Genomic DNA, 17,555 nt, shown 5'->3' with positions numbered 1-17,555 from the left:
ACCGGCTTTATGCGCCGTGGTTCGCGTGCGCGGCGCGGGTGGGATCAGCCTTTGTGAAGGATCACAAGGGGATAGCGAGCGTCGCGGGGAATCGGGGCGGTGCCGGGCTCCAGCGTCTCGCCCTCCAGCGTGCGCCAGCCGGGCTCCGCCGGGGCGGGGAGGGCGAGGGCATCGGTGGTCTCCGGCGGCAGGCGGGTGGGCACGATAACCCGCACCGCCTGATCGCCCTGGCGCCGCTCGAAGCCGAACCAGCCCCAATCGGAGGCGGGCAGGTCGAGCGGGCGGTAGTCGCCCTCCGTGAGGGCGCGGTTGGCGCGGCGCAGATTCAGCAGGAGGTGTGAAAATACCAGCTTCTCGGCATCGGCATCGCTGTCATCGCCTGCGCCGGCTTCCAGTGCGGCGCTGCGGCGCTCCCAGTCGACGGGGCGGCGATTATCGGGATCAACCAGCGAGAAATCGCGGAATTCCGTGCCCTGATAGATATCTGGCGTGCCCGGCAGGGTGAGCTGGAGCGCGGTCTGGGCGAGGCTGACGAGCCGCGTGGCGGGCGCGAGCGCCTCCACCAGTGCTTCCAGCGCCTGCCGCACCGGGGCGCCGCGTTCCTCGCTGAGGATGGCGGCGCTGAACGCCTTGGCGGCGGCCTCATAGGCCTCGTCCGGCGTCTCCCAGTTGGAGTGCCGCTTGGCCTCGCGCAGCGCCTTGGTGAGATAGCCGTCCATGCGCTCGGGCGAGATCGGCCAGGCCGACAAAAGCGTTTGCAGGATAAGCACTTGATCGATGGCGTCGGGCATCATCCGCCCGTCTTCGGTTACCACCAGATTGCCGAGCACCGTCTCCTGCGTCGCCAGGAAGTTCAGCCACAGCGCCGGGCGTTGGCTCAGCGCGTCGAGACGGGCGCGGGTGTCGGGGCCGCGCTTGGTGTCGTGTGTCGCTAGCGGGTTGAGATCGCGACGCTTTTCCACCGCGCGGGCGGTGAAGATGGCGTGAACTTCTTCGCCCGAACGGGTGGGGTGGTCGAGGCTGGAGCCGACCTCATTGACGGAGAGCAGGATCGGCGTGCGGTAAAGCTCGGTATCTTCATACCCCTTCGCCATGGCCGGGCCGCCGAGCTGCTGGAAGCGGACGCGGAACTGCCGATCGCTGTCGTTCCGCGGCGCGGCCATGCGAGCGAGCAGCACCTGCGCCGCGGCCGTGGTCAGCGGGTCTTCCGCCGCCGCGACGGCGTCGCTGATCTGCTGCCAAATGGCTGAATCTTCAGGAGAAAACGTTTCGGTGGCATAGGAGCGATAGACCGGGCAATGCACGAGAAGGGCGACCACGGCGTTGCGGATCGCGGTCTCGGTCAGGTCGCCCGCCTTCATCTCCGCATCGAGCCCGTCGCGGGCGAGGGTGGTCAGCGTCTCCACTTCCGTGGAAAGGCTCGCCTCCAGCACCTGCTCCTTGGCACTGGCGAGGCGGGTGGTGGCGGTGCCGGTAACAAGATGCCGCTGACGCAGCGCCTCCTCAAAGGCGGCATAGCCCTCGCTAGAGACGAACAGGCCATTGATGTCGTTCAGCCGCTCATAGCCGGTGGTGCCGTCGATCGGCCAGTCGCGCAGCGTCTCGCCCGGTTCGAGGATCTTCTCGATGACGATGAGCACGTCCGGTCCGACGGCGTTTCGCAAGCGATCGCAATAAGATGCGGGATCGACAAGCCCGTCGATATGGTCGACGCGCAGGCCATGAACGAGGCCGCGGCGGACGAGATCGAGCGGCAGGCGGTGAACCAGCTCGAACACCTCGGGGTCTTCGACGCGCACGCCGGCGAGATCGGTGATGTTGAAGAAGCGGCGGTAATTGAGGTCATGCGCCGCGGTGCGCCACCAGGCGAGGCGCCAGTGCTGGGCCTCAAGCAGGGAGGTAATATCTGCCTCCGCCAGCACCGTATCGAAGGCGAGCCGGGTTACCGGATCGAGCCCGGACAGGTCGATCCGGCCGCCCTGAAACCGCGTGGACGATGAGTGCAGTGTGGTGGACGATGAGGCCGGTGTGTCCAGCGGATTGGCCGATGAGTCCGATGTGTCCGTGCTCCCCGCCGCAGCCGCGATGTGGACGGCGGCCGGCAGGCGGGCGACCAGTTCGGCGATGCTCTCCTGCCTTAGCGGGAAGCGCTGCTCGCCATAGACCACCGCGTCGATGCCGCCGCGTGCCTCATTGACCGCGAGGGTGATCTGCCCGGCCTCGATGGTCGCCTGAAGCGGATCGCCGAGCACGGGCAGCACCAGCCGGCCCGTCTCCCAGGCGACGTCGAAAATGCGGGCGGCGGGGCTGTCGGGGCCGCCTTCCAGCATGTCGAGCCAGAACGGGTTCTGGGTAGAGGCGGCCATGTGGTTCGGCACGATGTCGATGATGAGCCCCATGCCATGGCGCTCCAGCGCCGCGCACAGGCTGAGCAGCCCCTCCTCGCCGCCGAGCTCCGGGTTCACCCGTGTGGGGTCGGCGACGTCATAGCCATGGGTCGAGCCCGCCACCGCCGCGGTGATGGGCGAGGCGTAGAGATGGCTGATGCCGAGTCGGGCGAGATAGGGCACCAGCGCCTCGGCCTTGCTGAACGGGAAGTCGCGGTGGAACTGCAGCCGGTAGGTGGCGGTGAGGGCGGGCCAAGGGGCGGGCATCGGGGCGGGCATCGTCGTCATCAGGCGGGCAAGCTCCAGAAGGCGGCGGCGACGGGGCCGAGGGCGAGCAGGCCGGGGGCGGGCTGGGCCATGGAGCCGACGCGGGCGTCAGGCGGTTCGGACGGGGCGTGAATGGTGCTGCGGCTGTCCTGAAGGTTGAGCGCCATGACGAGCTCGCCGCCCTCATAGCGCCAGCGGGCGAGCAGGGCGTCGCCGCTGCGCTCGACCGCCGATCCGCGATAGGGCGTGGCGGTGATCGGCCAGACGAGGCGGCGGCGGGCCTCCGCCAGCGCGGCAAAGGCAGCCAGCGCCGCCCGCGCGGCCTCGCTCCTCAGCGCCTCATCTGTGATGACAGCGGAACGGAAGGTCGCCTCGTCCAGCGGGTCGGGGAATTCCGCCTCGCCATGGGCTTTGAAGAAATCGCCGAACTCGGCCTTCCGGCCCTTGCGCACCGCGTCGGCCAGCTCGCCCTCGAAGTCGCAGAAGAACGGGAAGGGCGTCGGCAGCAGGGCTTCCTCGCCCTGGAACAGCATGGGGATTTCCGGCGACAGCATGAGCACGAAACGCAGCACGGCGAGCCGCTCGGCCGGCAGCGTGCCGGCGAGCCGGTCGCCCAGCGGGCGGTTGCCGATATGGTCGTGGTTCTGCACGAAGCTGACGAAGGCGTCGGGCGGCAGGTGATCGGACTTCGTGCCGCGCGGATGGCCGTCCGCATCGGGGTACGGGTCGCCCTGATAGACGAAGCCCTGCCCGAGCGCGCGGGCGGCGGCCTCGGAGGCGTCCGTCGCATAGGGCGCGTAATAGCCGGTGGTCTCGCCCGAGCCGAGCACATGCAGCGCGTGGTGCCAGTCATCGTTCCACTGCGCGGTGTAGAGCGTGTCCTCGCGGATCAGCCATTCGGCGATGTTGTCGTGGTTTTCCAGCACGAGGAAGGCATCGGGCCGTACCGCGCGGCAGGCGCCGGCGAGTTCGCGCAGGAAAGTTTCCGCGCCGTCGGTGGCGAGCGCGTGGACCGCGTCGAAGCGCAGGCCATCGAAGCCGAAATCAGCCAGCCAATAGGCGGCGTTCTGGCTGAAGAAGTCCCGCACCAGCGGGTTTTCAAGGTCGATCGCCGGGCCCCAGGGGGTGGAGATGTCCTCGCGGAAGAAGCTCTTGGCATAGAGCGGCAGGTAATTCCCGCTCGGGCCGAAATGGTTGTAGACCACGTCCAGCATCACGCCGAGGCCGCGCGCATGGGCGGCGTCGATCAGCGCGCGCAGATCATCCGGCGTGCCATAGGCGCGGTCGGGCGCGTAGAGCAGCACGCCGTCATAGCCCCAGTTGCGCCGGCCGGGGAAATCGTTGACCGGCATCAGCTCGATGACGGTGAAGCCGGCGTCGCGGTAATGGTCGAGCCGCTCGATGAGGCCGGCAAACGTGCCGGCCGGCGTCGCCGTGCCGACATGCACCTCGGCAATCACCGCCTCGTGCCACGGCTTCGACCAGGCGCGGGGAAGGTTCGCGGGCGGGGCAACCAGCACGCTCCAGCCATCGGCGTTGTCCGCCTGCATGCGCGACGCGGGGTCGGGCACCGTCTGCTCACCGATGCGGAAACGGTAGCGCGCGCCGGGGGCGAGGCCGTCTACTTCGCCGGCAAAGAACCCGTCATCCGTGCGGGTGAGGGGGACCGGCGCGCGCCCCTCGATCTCAAGGTCCACCGCCGGCACGTCCGGCGCGAAGAGGCGGAAGCGGGCGCCCGAAGCGGTCAGCTCCGGGCCGAAGTGGCGGGAGATGTGGCGGCGCGGGGTGTCGCTCATGCGCGCCATTCCCAGACCAGCAGGGTGCGCGCCGGCAGGGTGAAGCCCTGCCCGCCGCCGAGCCGGCCACCCTCAAGATCGTCGCCCGTGGCGAGAACGGCCTCCCAGCCGCCGGACTGCACCGGCGGGGCGACGACCTCGACATCGACATGCGACGAGTTGAGCATGATGGCGAGCGAGGGCTCGTCGGGCATCACCGGGGCGAGGCGCACGGTGATGCATTTGGAGTGCGGGTTGGCCCAGTCCTCTTCGCGCATGCGCTCGCCGGCGGTGTTGAACCAGGCGACATCCGGCTGGCCCATCTCGTTGCGTGCGCCGGTGAGGAATTCCGGGCGCGACAGCGAGGAGTGGCGCTTGCGCAGATCGGCAAGGCGGGCGACGAAGGCCGGCAGTTCCGGGTCGTCATTCGACCAGTCGACCCAGCCGATCTCATTGTCCTGGCAATAGGCGTTGTTGTTGCCGCCCTGCGAGTTGGAGCGCTCATCGCCCGCCAGCAGCATGGGCACGCCCTGGCTGAGGAACAGCGTGGCGATCAGATTGCGCTTCTGGCGGCGGCGCAGCGCGTTGATGCCCTCATCGTCGGTCTCGCCCTCGACGCCGCCATTCCAGCTCTTATTGTCGTCGTGGCCGTCGCGGTTGCCCTCGCCATTCGCGTCATTGTGCTTGTCGTTGTAGGTGACGAGGTCGTGCAGGGTGAAGCCGTCATGGGCGGTGATGAAGTTCACGCTCGACCACGGCCGGCGCCGGCCTTCCGAGAAGATGTCTTGCGAGGCGGCGAAGCGCGTGGCGAAGGCGCCGATCAGCCCTTCCGAGCCGCACCAGAACTCGCGCACCTTGTCGCGGTAGTCGCCGTTCCACTCCGAGAAGCCGGGCGGGAAGGCGCCGAGCTGGTAGCCGCCGGGGCCGATGTCCCACGGCTCGGCGATCAGCTTCAGGCCGCCGAGGGTGGGATCCTGAAGGATGGCGTTGAAGAAGGCGTGGCCGGGATCGAAGCCGGTGGGGCGGCGGCCAAGCGTGGTGGCGAGATCGAAGCGGAAGCCGTCAATGCCGTAGGTGCCGGCCCACATGCGCAGTGAGTCCATCACCATTTGCAGCACGCGCGGATGATCGGTGTTCAGCGAATTGCCGCAGCCGGTCATGTCGTCATAGTAGCGGGGATTGCCGGGCAGGGTCCGGTAGTAGGAGGCGTTGTCGATGCCCTTGAAGGAGAGCATCGGCCCGAGATGATTGCCCTCGCAGCTGTGGTTGTAGACCACATCGAGAATGATCTCGATGCCGGCCTGGTGCAGCCGGTCGACCGCCTCGCCGATCGCTTCCAGCCCGTCCTCGCCGAGATAGCGCGGCTCCGGGGCGAAGAAGTTCAGCGTGTTGTAGCCCCAGTAATTGGACAGGCCGGCATCGACGAGGTGGCGGTCCTGCGCGAAGGCGTGGACCGGCAGAAGTTCCACGGCCGTGACGCCGAGTTTGGCGATGTAGTCGACGAATTCCGGCTGGCCGAGCGCGGTGAAGGTGCCGCGGATCGTCTCCGGGATCATCGGGTGGCGCATGGTGAGGCCGCGCACATGGCCTTCATAGATGACGGTCTTGGCCCAGGAGACGCGGGGATGGCCGGTTGAGGCCATCGGCGTGCCGGCGACCACGCGCGCCTTGGGCATGAAGGGGGCGCTGTCGCGCGCGTCCATCACGAGGTCGGCGTCGTCGCCCGCGCCGATCGTGTAGCCATAGAGCGCGTCGTCCCATTTGATGTTGCCGACCAGCATGCGCGCATAGGGGTCGAGCAGCAGCTTGTTGGCGTTGAAGCGGTGGCCGGCTTCCGGCGCCCAGGGGCCATGCACGCGCCAGCCATAGACCTGCCCGCGCCCGACGCCGGGCAGATGGCAGTGCCAGACGCCGTTGGTGCATTCGCGCAGGTCGATCCGCTCGACCTCGGTCTCGCCATAGCGGTCGAACAGGCAGAGCGTGACGCCGGTCGCGTTGTCGGAGAACAAGGCGAAATTGGTGCCGGTGCTGTCAACCGTGACACCGAGCGGAAAGGCGGAGCCGGGCAGGACCGTGCGCATGCGGGGGCGGTACTCGTTTCAGGTGAAAGGTGCCTGTCAACGACGCCGCCCCGCCCCGCGTTCCTCCGCCATGCCTCAGAATTTTCGCCGCGTCCGCCGGGCCGGCTCAGCCCTTCGCGTCGTCCCGCGCCGCGCGGGTGCGCTCGAGGAAGCTGACCAGCGAGGCGCAGGCGCCGAGAATATGCTCGCGCGTGAGGCGGGCGGCAGTGTCGGCGTCGCGGGCGATGCAGGCGTCGAGAATGCCCTCATGCTCGCGGCGGGCGCGGGCCATGCCGTCGGTGAGCACGAGCTGGGCGCGCAGGTAGCGGTCGACGCGGTCGAGCGCGGTGCGGATGGTCTGCAGATAATAGGGCCGCCCGGCCGCCTCATAGAGCGTGTAGTGGAACTGCCGGTTCAGCTCGCCCCAATGCGAGGAATCCGGCTCGGTGGAGAAGGCCTGGGCGTAGCGCTTGGCGGTCTCCAGCCCGGCGGCGGAGATGCGCTCGACCGAATAGCGCAGGATTTCCGGCTCCAGCAGCGCGCGAAACTCGAAGATCTCGCGCACCTCGTCGATGGAGAGGGTGGCGACCACCGCGCCGCGGTAGCGCTGGGTCGAGACGAGGCCCTGTTCCTCCAGCCGGGTCAGCGCCTCGCGCACCGGGATGCGGCTGACATTGAACATCTTGGCGATGTGGTCCTGGCGGAGCGTCTGGCCCTCGGTGAGGTCGCCCTTGGCGATGGCCTCGCGCAGCGCCTCGAAGATCACGTCCGAGGCGGATGCCATCTGGGCGATGTCCGTTGCCTTGACCTTCACCTGATCCCCTCCGGCGCCTGTTGCCAGGCTTTCGCCGTGTCTGTGCTGCCGGCCGCGATTCGAGCGGCCTGATGATTTTGCCAACACTGCAATCTCAAGGCCCTGGAAGCCAGAGCCCCGCCGGCGGGCAGCCGGGCGCCATGCCCAAGAAATTCGCAGCGTATGCTGTAAAAAGGATATTGCAACTTGGATCCAAAAATTGGAAGCTCCCTCCGCCGCCGCTGACGAGCCAGGGACGTAGCCATCGGGAAGAGCCCCGAGGTCGCGTTCCACCCGCCGAGGGCGGCCCAGAATCACGGGACACCTTCCAAAAGGAGAGCCGTCATGGCCAAGGCATTCGGCGCACTCGCCGCCGCGGTACTCACGCTCGCTTGCGCGCTGCCCGCGCAGGCCGACAAGCTCGACGACATCATCGCTTCCGGCACGCTGCGCTGCGCGGTGGTGCTCGACTTCCCGCCCATGGGCTCGCGCGACGCCAGCAACACCCCGATCGGCTTCGACGTCGATTACTGCAACGACCTCGCCAAGGCGCTGGGCGTGAAGGCGGAGATCGTCGAGACGCCGTTCCCCGACCGCATTCCCGCGCTGGTCTCCGGCCGCGTCGATGTCGGCGTCGCCTCGACCTCCGACACGCTGGAGCGCGCCAAGACCGCCGGCTTCACCATTCCCTATTTCGCCTTCAAGATGGTGGTGCTGACCAAGGACGGGCTCGGCATCAAGGATTACGCCGACCTGAAGGGCAAGAAGACCGGCTCGGTCTCCGGCACCTTCGAGGCGCTGGCGCTGGAGAAAGACGTGAAGGCCTGGGGCGCCGGCACCACCTTCCGTGCCTACCAGAACCAGGCCGACGTGTTCCTCGCTTTGGCGCAGGGCCAGATCGACGCCACGGTGGTCACCTCCACCGTCGCCGCCGCGACCGTGAAGGACGGCAAGTTCAAGGGCCTGATGATGGGCGGCGATGCGCCCTATGACATCGACTATGTCGCGCTGATCGCCCTGCGCAACGAGCAGGGCCTGATCAACTACCTGAACCTGTTCATCAACCAGCAGGTCCGCACCGGCCGCTACAAGGCGCTCTACGACAAGTGGATCGGCCTCGGCACCGCGCCCGACCTGACCGTGCCCGGCGTCTATCGCTGAGCCTGCGACCAAGGCGTCATCCCGGACGGCCCGCCGTCCGGGATGACGCCTGAAACTCTCACCCATCGCCTGCCGACCACGAGCACCCCGCGATGAACTACACCTTTCACTGGCTGCCGGCGTTCCGTGCGCTGCCCGACATGCTGTGGGGCGCGCTGGTGACGCTTGAGGTCGCCGTGCTCTCCATGCTGCTCGGCGTGTTCTTCGCCGTGCTGCTGGCGCTGGGCTCGGGCTCGAAGTACCGCGTGCTGCGGGGCCTCGCCACGGGCTGGATCGAGCTGGCCCGCAACACGCCGGCGCTGTTCCAGATCTACATGGCCTATTTCGGCCTCGGCTCGCTCGGCATCCATCTCGACAGCTTCCCGGCGCTGCTCGCCGGCATCACCTTCAACAATGCCGGCTATCTCGCCGAGACCTTTCGCGGCGGCCTGCGCGCCGTGCCGCCGACGCAGATCCGCGCCGCCCGCTCGCTCGGCATGGGGCAGATCCAGGCGTTCCGGCTGATCGTGCTGCCGCAGATGTTCCGCGTGGTGTTCTATCCCCTCACCAACCAGATGGTCTGGGCGATCCTGATGACCTCGCTCGGCGTCATCGTCGGGTTGAACAACGACCTCACCGGCGTGACGCAGGAGCTGAATGTCCGCTCCTTCCGCACCTTCGAATATTTCGCGCTGGCGGCGGTGATTTATTACCTGCTCGCCAAGCTCGTCACCCTCTCCGCCCGCCTGCTGGCGTGGCGCCTGTTCCGCTACTGAGGAGATCCGCCGATGTTCTCCTCCATCTCCACCTTCTTCGCCGGGCTGTTCGACACCTCCTTCTCGCTGAACGACCTGATGTTCATGCTGAAGGGCGCCGGGGTGACGCTGGCGCTCACCTTCTGGGCGGTGCTGGGCGGCACGCTGCTCGGCATCGTGTTCGGCGTCATCCGCGCCATCGCGCCGTGGTGGGTGAACCTGCCCATCGGCATCGTGCTCGACGTGTTCCGCTCGATCCCGCTGCTGATCCAGCTGGTGCTGGCCAACTCGTTCAAGACCATCATCGGCATTCGCTGGGATTCCTTCACCGTCGGCTGCGTGGTGCTGGCGCTCTACACCTGCGCCTACTGCACGGAGATCGTGCGCTCGGGCTTCCTCGCCGTGCCGCCGACCACCCGGCGCGCCGCCCGCTCGCTCGGCCTGAGCTGGACGCAGGATCTCACCGCCATCGTCTTCCCCATCGCGCTGCGCGTCGCCCTGCCGAGCTGGATCGGCCTGACGCTCGGCGTGATGAAGGACACCGCCATGGTGTGGTGGATCGGCGTGGTCGAGCTCCTGCGCTCCTCGCAGGTCATCGTCACCCGCATCCAGGAGCCGCTCTTCGTGCTCTCCATCGCCGGGCTGATCTATTTCCTGATGAGCTTCCCCATCGCCCGCCTCGGGGCGCGGCTGGAGAAGCGCTGGCGCGAAAACGACTGAGAAAACCCATGTCGATCGAGATCAAGGACGTTCACAAATCCTTCGGCGCGCTGGACGTGGTCAAGGGCGTCACCATGACCGTCGAGAAGGGCGAGGTCGTCTCCGTCATCGGCGGGTCGGGCTCGGGCAAGTCGACTTTGCTCATGTGCATCAACGGGCTGGAGCCGATCAATGCGGGGCACATCCTCGTCGACGGCACCGATGTCCATGCGCGCGCCACCGACCTCAACAAGCTGCGCCGCAAGATCGGCATCGTCTTCCAGCAGTGGAACGCTTTCCCTCATCTGACGGTGCTGGAAAACGTGATGCTGGCCCCGCGCAAGGTGCTCGGCAAGTCACGCGCCGAGGCCGAGGCCATCGCGGTGGAAAAGCTCTCCCATGTCGGCCTTGCCGAGAAGCTGAAGGTCTATCCCTCCCGGCTTTCCGGCGGCCAGCAGCAGCGCATGGCGATTGCCCGCGCGCTCGCCATGTCGCCCGACTACATGCTGTTCGACGAGGTGACCTCGGCTCTCGACCCGCAGCTTGTCGGCGAGGTATTGGACACGATGAGGCTCCTGTCTTCCGAGGGCATGACGATGATCGTGGTCACCCATGAAATCGCCTTTGCCCGCGAGGTCTCGAACCGCGTGGCCTTCTTCCACAAGGGCCGGATCCACGAGATCGGCCCGCCGGCGCAGGTGATTGGCGCTCCCCGCGAGCCCGAGACCGTCGCCTTCCTCAAATCCGTCCTCTGACGACCCGGACGATCCCTTTCAACGATTCAGGAGTGCTTCCCATGTGGCAGGGCGTCTTTCCCGCCGTAACCGCCAAGTTCAACGCCGATGACACGCTCGACCATGCCGAGATGGAGCGCTGCTTCGCGTTCCAGATCGCCTCCGGCGTCGACGGCATCATCGTCAATGGCTCGCTCGGCGAAGGCCCGATGCTCTCCCATGACGAGCGCCTCGCCGTGCTGAAGACCGCGAAATCCGTGGCTGGCGGTCGCCCGGTTCTTATGACCATTGCCGACGCCGCGACGCGCGACTGCGCCAGCCTTGCCAAGCGCGCCGCCAGCGCCGGGGCGGACGGGCTGATGATCGTACCGAGCCTCGTCTACCACACCAACCCGAAGGAGACGGTGGGCACGCTCTCGGCGATCGCGCAGGCCGCCGACCTGCCGGTGATGATCTATTCCAACCGCGTCGCCTATCGGGTGGATGTCACGGTCGAAATCATGGCCGAGCTCGCCAAGGACAAGCGCTTCGTCGCGGTGAAGGAGTCTTCCGACGACATCCGCCGCACCATCGACCTGCAGAACGCTTTCGGCGACCGCTTCGACATCTTCACCGGCGTCGACAACCTCGCCTATGAGGCGCTCGCCGTCGGCGCGGTCGGCTGGGTCGCCGGCCTCGTGGTGGCCTTCCCGGAAGAGACCGTCGCGCTCTATCGGCTGATGAAGCAGAAGCGCTATGACGAGGCGCTGGTGCTCTACCGCTGGTTCCGCCCGCTGCTCGACCTCGATGTGTCCAGCTACCTCGTGCAGAACCTGAAGCTGGTCGAGGCGATCGTGACCGGCACCACCGAGCGCGTGCGCGCCCCCCGCCTGCCGCTCGAAGGCGCCCAGCGCGCCCTGGTCGAGAAGATCGTCGCGGACGCGCTGGCGAACCGCCCGGCGCTCGCCAAGGCGGCGTGAACCGAGGCGATCCGGGTGGGGCGAGCCTCCCACCCCGAGCGCCGTCATGGCCGGGCTTGACCCGGCCATCCACGACTTGCCTGCCGCTTGCCCACCTCCTCGACGTCATCCCCGGGTCAAGCCCGGGGATGACGTCGAGGAGGTGGGCCGGTCCCGCCATCTCATGCCCGAGCCTGTCCCCGCGAGCATACCCGTGAGCGTTCCCTCCATGAGCGACGACATCGCCGTCATCGGCGCCGGCATTGTCGGCCTCGCCTGCGCCTTCCATTTGCAGGCGGCCGGTCGCTCGGTCGTGCTGGTGGAACGCGGCGGCATTGCCGAGGGGGCGAGCTTCGGCAATGCCGGGGCCTTTGCCTTCACCGACATCCTGCCGCTGGCCTCGCCGGGGATTCTGCGCAAGGCACCGAAATGGCTGCTCGATCCGCTCGGGCCGCTCGCCATTCCGCCCGCCTATGCGCTGAACATCGCGCCGTGGCTCATCCGTTTCTGGCGCGCCAGCCTGCCGGACCGTTACGCCCATTCGCTGACCGTGCAGAGCGCGATGATGCGCCTTGCCGCCAGCGCCATGGCTGAGATGGTGGCGGGCGCCGGCCTCGCCTCCCATGTGCGCGCCGATGGCAATCTCCAGCTCTATGAGAGCGAGGCCGAGCTTGCCGCCGCGCAGCCGGGCTGGGAGGCGCGGGCGGCCGAGGGTATCGCCTTCGAGCATGTACGCGGCGAGCGCCTCGCGCAGCTGCAGCCGGGCCTTGCTCCGCGCTTCGTCGCCGGCACCTTGACGCCGAACTGGAAGACGGTGGCCGACCCCTATCATTTCGCCCTCGCTCTGTTCGAGCAGGTGATGGCGCGCGGCGCGCGCATCGTCAGCGGGGAGGTGGTGGGTGTCGAGGCGCAGACTTCCGGCGTCAGCCTGCGCCTCGCCGACGGCACGACGATCAACGCCGCGCAGGCGGTGCTCGCCGGCGGCGCCTGGTCGCGCCCGCTCGCCGCGGCGCTGGGCGACCGCGTGCCGCTGGAGACCGAGCGCGGCTACAACACCACGCTGCCGCCCGGTGCCTTCGATGTGCGGCGCCAGCTCACCTTTGGCGGGCATGGCTTCGTCGTCACCCCGCTCTCCACAGGCATCCGCGTCGGCGGGGCGGTGGAACTGGGCGGGCTGAAGGCGCCGCCCAATTACAAGCGCTCGCAGGCCATGCTGACCAAGGCCGCGGCCTTCCTGCCGGGGCTGAAGACGACGGGCGGCACGCAATGGATGGGCTTTCGCCCGTCGCTGCCGGATTCGCTGCCCGTCATCGGCCGGGCGAGCGCCGATCCGCGCATCATCCACGCCTTCGGCCATGGCCATCTCGGCCTGACCCAGAGCGCGGCGACCGGCCGGCTGGTGGCCGAGCTTGCCACCGGGCGGCCGCTGTCGCTTGATCTCTCCCCCTTCCGCCCGACACGCTTCTGACGAGACCCACATGGCGCGACACAGCTTCTTCTGCATAGACGGCCACACCTGCGGCAATCCCGTGCGTCTGGTGGCGGGCGGCGGGCCGAACCTCACCGGTTCGACCATGATCGAGAAGCGCGCCCACTTCCTGAGAGAGTTCGACTGGATCCGCACCGGGCTGATGTTCGAGCCGCGCGGCCACGACATGATGTCGGGCTCCATCCTCTACCCGCCGACGCGGCCGGACTGCGACGTCGCCATCCTGTTCATCGAGACCTCGGGCTGCCTGCCCATGTGCGGCCACGGCACCATCGGCACGGTGACCATGGCGATCGAGCACGGCCTCGTCACGCCGAAGGTGCCGGGCGTCCTGATGCTCGACACCCCCGCCGGCGTGGTGAAGGCCGAGTACACGCAGGTCGGCCAATATGTGGAGGAGGTGCGCATCACCAATGTGCCCGGCTTCCTCTACGCGCAGGGCCTCACCGCCGAGTGCCCGGAGATCGGCGAGGTGACGGTGGATGTCGCCTATGGCGGGAATTTCTACGCCATCGTCGAGCCGCAGCCGGCCTTCCGCGACATGGCCGATTTCACCGCCGGCCAGCTCGTCGGCATGAGCCCCGGCCTGCGCACGGCGCTGAACGCCAAATATGAGTTCGTCCATCCCGAGAAGCCGGAGATCCGCGGCCTCTCGCACATCCTGTGGACCGGCGCGGCCCGTCACCCGGAAGCGCAGGCGCGCAACGCGGTGTTTTATGGCGACAAGGCCATTGACCGCTCGCCCTGCGGCACCGGCACCTCCGCCCGCATGGCGCAGCTCGCCGCCCTCGGCCAGCTCCGGGTGGGCGATGATTTCGTGCATGAGAGCATCATCGGCTCGCTGTTCAAGGGCCGCGTCGAGGCCGCCGTGAAGGTGGGGGAGCGCAATGCCATCATCCCCTCCATCGGCGGTTGGGCGCGGATGACCGGCTACAACACCATCTTCATCGACGACCGCGACCCCTTGGCCCACGGCTTCGTGGTGGTGTGAGCCTCCCGGTTCCCCGTCATGGCCGGGCCTGGCCCGGCCATCCATGACTTCGGCTGCAGACGACCTCGCCCTCGCAAGACGACCTCTTCCTCGGAAGACGTGGATCCCTGGGTCAAGCCCGGGGATGACGTCGAGACAACGGAAACCACCATGAAGATCACCGGCATCAAGGCCTACAAGGTCGGGCTCCCGCTTCGGGAAGGCCGCTACAACTGGTCGAACGGCAATTTCATCGAGGTGTTCGATTCCACCGTGGTGGCGGTCGAGACCGATGCCGGCATCACCGGCTATGCCGAATGCTGCCCGCTCGGCTCGGCGTACCTTCCAGCCTATGCCCATGGTGTGCGCGCCGGCCTTGAGGAACTCGGCCCCAAGGTGATCGGTCTCGACCCGACCGATCTCAACGTGCTGAACCGCCACATGGATGCGGTGCTGCGCGGCCACCCCTATGTGAAGGCGCCGATCGACATCGCCTGCTGGGACATTCTCGGCAAGGTCACGGGCTTGCCGGTCTACAAGCTGCTGGGCGGCGCGGCGCAGGAAAAGATCGCCCTCTACCGCGCCATCTCGCAGGAGGCGCCGGAGGTGATGGCGAAGAAGATCGCCGGCTACAAGGCCGAGGGCTACACCAAGTTCCAGCTCAAGGTCGGTGGTGATGCCGACCAGGACATCGACCGCATCCGCGCCACCCGCGAGATTCTCGACCCCTCCGACATTCTGGTGGCCGACGCCAATACCGGCTGGACGCGGGCGGAAGCCGCGCGCATCTGCGCCGAGGTGGCGGACCTCGATGTCTATATCGAGCAGCCCTGCCCGACCTATGAGGAGTGCCTGTCGGTGCGCGCCCGCACCGCGCGGCCCTTCGTGCTCGACGAGGTGATCGACGGCGTCGGCACGCTGATGAAGGCGCTGGCGGACGACGCCATGGACATCATCAACCTGAAGATCTCCAAGGTCGGCGGCCTGACCAAGGCGCGGCTGATGCGCGACATCTGCGTCGCCTCGGGCACGCCGATGACCATCGAGGACACCTGGGGCGGCGACATCGTCACCGCCACCATCGCCCATCTCGCCCGCTCGACGCCGGAGGAGTTCTGCTTCTCGGCGACCGACTTCAACAGCTACGGCACGGTCGACATCGCCACAGGCGCGCCCAAGCGCGACCACGGCTTCATGACCGCGCCCGACACGCCGGGTCTCGGCATCGAACCCATCTTCGCCGCGCTCGGCGAGCCGGTGGTGGTGATCTGACCCCGTGTCCCGGCTCAGCGCTCCGCCTGCGGCGTCGCTGGTCCGGGACAAGAGAGGCACCCGCTGCGCGATGTCATCCCCGGGCTTGGCCCGGGGATCCATGACTTGATCGCCGTCGCAAGCAGACGTGGATGGCCGGGCCAAGCCCGGCCATGACGGTGCTGGGGACGGTCCCGCCCACCCGAGAGGCCCGCCATGCGCTCATCCAAGGTCATCCACATTGTCGGCTGCCATGCGGAAGGCGAGGTCGGCGATGTCATCGTCGGCGGGGTGGCGCCCCCGCCGGGCGATACCGTGTGGGCGCAGTCGCGCTTCATCGCCAGCGACAACACGCTGCGCAATTTCGTGCTGCAGGAGCCGCGCGGCGGGGTGTTCCGCCATGTGAACCTCTTGGTGCCGCCGAAGAACCCCAAGGCGGTCGCCGCGTGGATCATCATGGAGCCGGAGGACACCCCGCCCATGTCCGGCTCCAACTCGATCTGCGTTGCCACCGTGCTCCTCGACACCGGCATCGTGCCGATGGTCGAGCCGGAAACCCATATGGTGCTGGAGGCGCCGGGCGGGCTGATCGAGGCGACCGCCTATTGCCGGGACGGCAAGGCCGAGCGGATCAAGGTGACCAACCATCCCTCCTTCGCCGACAAGCTCAATGCGCAGCTGGAAGTGGAGGGGCTCGGTACGCTCACCGTCGACACCGCCTATGGCGGGGACAGCTTCGTCATCGTCGACGCCCATGCCCTCGGCTTTTCCATCCGCCCGGACGAGGCGAAGGATCTGGCCGAGACCGGCATGCGCATCGTCAAGGCGGCGAACCGCCAGCTCGGGTTCAAGCACCCGGAGAACGCCGACTGGAACCACATCTCGTTCTGCCAGTTCGCCGCGCCGGTGGAGGTGGAGGATGGGGTGAAGCAGGGGGCGAACGCGGTGGCGATCAGGCCCGGCAAGATCGACCGCTCGCCCACCGGCACCGGCTGTTCGGCCCGCATGGCGGTGCTGCACGCCAAGGGGCAGCTCGGCGTCGGCGAGACCTTCATCGGCCGCTCGATCATCGATTCCCGTTTCGAATGCCGGATCGAGGCGACGACCACGCTGGGCGGGCGGCCGGCGATCATTCCCTCGATCATGGGGCGTGCCTTCGTCACGCATCTGTCGCAGCTCATGCTTGATCCTGCCGACCCCTGGCCGACCGGCTATCGGCTCGCCGATACCTGGCCGGTCTGGACGCAGGATTGAACGTGTGACCGACCAGACGACCCAAGCCGCCCCCGTCCGCCTTTCGCTCGATGAGGTCCACGCCCTCTGCCACGGCACGTTGCGCGCGGCGGGTCTCAGCGAGCCTCATGCGCAGGCCATCGCCCGCTCCATCGCCCGCGCCGAGGCCGATGAGTGCCGCTCGCACGGGCTCTACCGGCTGATCGGCTATGTCGCCTCGGTGCGCAGCGGCAAGGCCGCGCGCGAGGCGCTGCCGGAGCTCGTCAAGGCGGCGCCGGCGGTGCTGCGCGTCGAGGCGCGGCGCGGCTTCGCCCCGCTGGCGGTGGAGACCGGCGTGCCCGCGCTGATCGCCGCCGCCCGGCGCACCGGCATCGCCGCGCTGGCGATCCATGAGTGCTACCATTTCTCCGCGCTCTGGGCGGATATCGAGCCGGTGGTGGAGGCGGGGCTGGCGGCGTGGTGCTTCACCATCGGCCAGTGCTGCGTCGCCCCGCCGGGCGGCACCACGGCGCTGCTCGGCACCAACCCGCTGGCCTTTGGCTGGCCGGGCCCGCAGCGCCGGCCGTTCATTTTCGATTTCGCCACCAGCGCGGCGGCGCGCGGCGAGGTGGAGCTGAAGCACCGGGCGGGCGAGGCGATCCCGCAGGGCTGGGCCATCGGCCCGGACGGGGCACCGACCACCGATCCGGCGGCGGCGCTCACGGGCGCGCTGCTGCCCTTTGGCGGCCATAAGGGCTTCGCGCTCTCGCTGATGGTGGAGCTGGTCGCCGGCCCGCTGATCGGCGATCTCACCAGCCGGCAGGCGCGGGCGGTGGAGAATGGCGATGGCGGGCCCCCGCTCGGCGGCGAGCTGCTGATCGCGCTCGATCCTGCGGTGTTCGGGGTGGAGGATCTGCCCGCCCGCCTTGGCGAGGCGCGGGAGATCTTCTCCCTCGCCAAGGCCCAGCCCGGCGTGCGGCTGCCGGCCGAGCGCCGCTACGCGGCGCGGGCGCGCACGCGGGCCGAGGGCGTCACTGTCCCGGCCGCGCTCTACCGCGAGCTTGTCGCCCTGCGCGAGTGAATGA

General features: G+C 68.3%; 14 protein-coding genes. 10 read left to right on the top strand and 4 right to left on the bottom strand.

Translation table 11 applies throughout. The annotated features are described in order from the left end of the window. Positions 1 to 44: 44 nt before the first annotated feature. The 4 genes from treY to OU996_RS02295 all read right to left on the bottom strand — a co-directional run bounded on the left by treY (position 45) and on the right by OU996_RS02295 (position 7,303). The gene (treY, locus tag OU996_RS02310; protein ID WP_267584063.1) at positions 45 to 2,675 is read right to left on the bottom strand and encodes a malto-oligosyltrehalose synthase; all 2,631 of its coding nucleotides are present in this window, start codon (positions 2,673 to 2,675) and stop codon (positions 45 to 47) included. Continuing rightward, on the bottom strand, positions 2,675 to 4,450 hold the full coding sequence (treZ, locus tag OU996_RS02305; RefSeq protein ID WP_267584062.1) for a malto-oligosyltrehalose trehalohydrolase: 1,776 nt from the start codon (positions 4,448 to 4,450) through the stop codon (positions 2,675 to 2,677). The genes treY and treZ overlap by 1 nt, the downstream gene beginning before the upstream one ends. Beyond that, positions 4,447 to 6,510, bottom strand: coding sequence for a glycogen debranching protein GlgX (glgX, locus tag OU996_RS02300; protein ID WP_267584061.1), 2,064 nt, complete (start codon positions 6,508 to 6,510; stop codon positions 4,447 to 4,449). The genes treZ and glgX overlap by 4 nt, the downstream gene beginning before the upstream one ends. A gap of 106 nt (positions 6,511 to 6,616) precedes the next feature. Next, complete coding sequence (locus OU996_RS02295) at positions 6,617 to 7,303, bottom strand: GntR family transcriptional regulator (protein ID WP_267584060.1); 687 nt, start codon at positions 7,301 to 7,303, stop codon at positions 6,617 to 6,619. A gap of 324 nt (positions 7,304 to 7,627) precedes the next feature. Here OU996_RS02295 and OU996_RS02290 point away from each other — a divergent pair, with 324 nt between their 5' ends. The 10 genes from OU996_RS02290 (at position 7,628) to OU996_RS02245 (ending at position 17,551) form a co-directional block, all read left to right on the top strand. After that, complete coding sequence (locus OU996_RS02290) at positions 7,628 to 8,443, top strand: transporter substrate-binding domain-containing protein (RefSeq protein ID WP_267584059.1); 816 nt, start codon at positions 7,628 to 7,630, stop codon at positions 8,441 to 8,443. A gap of 92 nt (positions 8,444 to 8,535) precedes the next feature. Beyond that, the gene (locus OU996_RS02285; RefSeq protein WP_267584058.1) at positions 8,536 to 9,198 is read left to right on the top strand and encodes an amino acid ABC transporter permease; all 663 of its coding nucleotides are present in this window, start codon (positions 8,536 to 8,538) and stop codon (positions 9,196 to 9,198) included. A 45-nt stretch (positions 9,199 to 9,243) separates the two neighbouring features. After that, complete coding sequence (locus OU996_RS02280; RefSeq protein WP_267585559.1) at positions 9,244 to 9,897, top strand: amino acid ABC transporter permease; 654 nt, start codon at positions 9,244 to 9,246, stop codon at positions 9,895 to 9,897. An 8-nt stretch (positions 9,898 to 9,905) separates the two neighbouring features. Further along, a complete protein-coding gene (locus tag OU996_RS02275) occupies positions 9,906 to 10,631 on the top strand; it encodes an amino acid ABC transporter ATP-binding protein (RefSeq protein ID WP_267584057.1) in 726 nt (241 codons plus the stop codon). Between the two features lie 41 nt (positions 10,632 to 10,672). Then, positions 10,673 to 11,569, top strand: coding sequence for a dihydrodipicolinate synthase family protein (locus tag OU996_RS02270; protein ID WP_267584056.1), 897 nt, complete (start codon positions 10,673 to 10,675; stop codon positions 11,567 to 11,569). A 208-nt stretch (positions 11,570 to 11,777) separates the two neighbouring features. Continuing rightward, positions 11,778 to 13,016 (top strand): NAD(P)/FAD-dependent oxidoreductase, encoded by a 1,239-nt coding sequence (locus OU996_RS02265; RefSeq protein WP_267585558.1) that lies wholly within the window; start codon positions 11,778 to 11,780, stop codon positions 13,014 to 13,016. 10 nt (positions 13,017 to 13,026) lie between these two features. Next, the gene (locus OU996_RS02260) at positions 13,027 to 14,028 is read left to right on the top strand and encodes a 4-hydroxyproline epimerase (protein WP_267584055.1); all 1,002 of its coding nucleotides are present in this window, start codon (positions 13,027 to 13,029) and stop codon (positions 14,026 to 14,028) included. A 150-nt stretch (positions 14,029 to 14,178) separates the two neighbouring features. Beyond that, the gene (locus OU996_RS02255) at positions 14,179 to 15,279 is read left to right on the top strand and encodes a cis-3-hydroxy-L-proline dehydratase (protein ID WP_267584054.1); all 1,101 of its coding nucleotides are present in this window, start codon (positions 14,179 to 14,181) and stop codon (positions 15,277 to 15,279) included. 195 nt (positions 15,280 to 15,474) lie between these two features. Then, positions 15,475 to 16,512, top strand: coding sequence for a trans-3-hydroxy-L-proline dehydratase (locus tag OU996_RS02250; protein WP_267584053.1), 1,038 nt, complete (start codon positions 15,475 to 15,477; stop codon positions 16,510 to 16,512). 4 nt (positions 16,513 to 16,516) lie between these two features. Beyond that, positions 16,517 to 17,551, top strand: a complete 1,035-nt coding sequence (locus OU996_RS02245) for an Ldh family oxidoreductase (protein WP_267584052.1) — start codon at positions 16,517 to 16,519, stop codon at positions 17,549 to 17,551. Positions 17,552 to 17,555: the final 4 nt, after the last annotated feature.

The organism is Ancylobacter sp. SL191, assembly GCF_026625645.1.
GTDB lineage: Bacteria > Pseudomonadota > Alphaproteobacteria > Rhizobiales > Xanthobacteraceae > Ancylobacter.
This window is presented reverse-complemented; position numbering and strand designations above follow the sequence as displayed.

Excerpts from the sequence above, each read along its gene's own strand:
- OU996_RS02290 (WP_267584059.1), top strand. The coding sequence starts at position 7,628 with ATGGCCAAGGCATTCGGCGCACTCGCCGCCGCGGTACTCACGCTCGCT.
- OU996_RS02255 (WP_267584054.1), top strand. The coding sequence starts at position 14,179 with ATGAAGATCACCGGCATCAAGGCCTACAAGGTCGGGCTCCCGCTTCGG.
- treZ (WP_267584062.1), bottom strand. The coding sequence starts at position 4,450 with ATGAGCGACACCCCGCGCCGCCACATCTCCCGCCACTTCGGCCCGGAG.
- OU996_RS02275 (WP_267584057.1), top strand. The coding sequence starts at position 9,906 with ATGTCGATCGAGATCAAGGACGTTCACAAATCCTTCGGCGCGCTGGAC.
- OU996_RS02285 (WP_267584058.1), top strand. The coding sequence starts at position 8,536 with ATGAACTACACCTTTCACTGGCTGCCGGCGTTCCGTGCGCTGCCCGAC.
- OU996_RS02270 (WP_267584056.1), top strand. The coding sequence starts at position 10,673 with ATGTGGCAGGGCGTCTTTCCCGCCGTAACCGCCAAGTTCAACGCCGAT.
- OU996_RS02260 (WP_267584055.1), top strand. The coding sequence starts at position 13,027 with ATGGCGCGACACAGCTTCTTCTGCATAGACGGCCACACCTGCGGCAAT.
- OU996_RS02265 (WP_267585558.1), top strand. The coding sequence starts at position 11,778 with ATGAGCGACGACATCGCCGTCATCGGCGCCGGCATTGTCGGCCTCGCC.
- glgX (WP_267584061.1), bottom strand. The coding sequence starts at position 6,510 with ATGCGCACGGTCCTGCCCGGCTCCGCCTTTCCGCTCGGTGTCACGGTT.
- OU996_RS02250 (WP_267584053.1), top strand. The coding sequence starts at position 15,475 with ATGCGCTCATCCAAGGTCATCCACATTGTCGGCTGCCATGCGGAAGGC.
- treY (WP_267584063.1), bottom strand. The coding sequence starts at position 2,675 with ATGACGACGATGCCCGCCCCGATGCCCGCCCCTTGGCCCGCCCTCACC.